The sequence below is a fragment of the Paracoccus sp. P2 genome (assembly GCF_046335115.1).
Classification (GTDB): domain Bacteria; phylum Pseudomonadota; class Alphaproteobacteria; order Rhodobacterales; family Rhodobacteraceae; genus Paracoccus; species Paracoccus pantotrophus.
The window spans coordinates 1-856 of sequence record NZ_JBGOSN010000169.1 but is presented as its reverse complement, the minus strand read 5'-3'; the positions used below and the strand labels follow the sequence as shown (position 1 = coordinate 856).

Annotated in this window: 1 pseudogene; it reads right to left on the bottom strand. The window is 62.6% G+C overall.

Annotation, left to right across the window (positions count from 1 at the left end):
* Positions 1–5: 5 nt before the first annotated feature.
* Positions 6–766, bottom strand: a pseudogene (locus ACDP63_RS25035) (IS5 family transposase).
* Positions 767–856 lie beyond the last annotated feature (90 nt).

Below are 856 nucleotides of genomic sequence, written 5' to 3'. Positions count from 1 at the left end.
TTAGGTCATGTTGACAAATGACGCAGCCAGAGGCGGATGGACGTGATGTCGATGAAACCCAGGAAGCTTTCGGCGGTCTTGTCGTAGCGGGTGGCGACGCGGCGGGCGTTTTTCAGCCTGTTGAAGCAGCGTTCGACGAGGTTGCGCAACCGGTAGAGGGTGCGATCCACCGCCACCCGCAGCTTGCGGGTTTTCCGCATGGGGATCACCGGCAGCACGTCGCGCGCCTCCATGGTCTTGCGAACATTGTCAGAATCGTAGCCACGATCGGCCAGCAGGACGGAGGGCTCGGGCAGGTTGTCGGCCATCACCAGATCGAAGCCGAGATAGTCCGATGTCTGGCCGGGCGTGATCTCCGTCCTCATCGGCAGGCCGGCACTGTTGACGCGGAGGTGGATCTTGGTCGTGAAGCCACCCCTCGAACGGCCGAAACCCTGGCGCGGAGTCCCCCTTTTGCGCCCGCTGCCTGATGATGGGCGCGGATCACGGTGCTGTCGATCATCTGCAGGGCGTCGGGGACCGCCCCGCTCTCGTTCAACGCCTCCATGATCTGCTCCCACAGCCCGGCCAGCGTCCAGCGTCGGAACTGGCGGTAGACAGAGGACCACTTGCCGAACTCCTCGGGCAAGTCACGCCAAGGCGCGCCGGTGCGGGCGATCCAGAAAATACCATCCAGAACAATACGATGGCTCACTGGCTTGCGTCCGTTCGGGGCGCGGACAGCCCGAATGAAGGGCTCATGGAACGCCCATTCCTCGTCCGACATCAGGTCTCGTGCCAAGCTGGTCTCCATCGCAGATACCAGCTTGAATCATGATCAGCGCGCCCCGGGAATCCCTTTTGTCAACACGGCCTA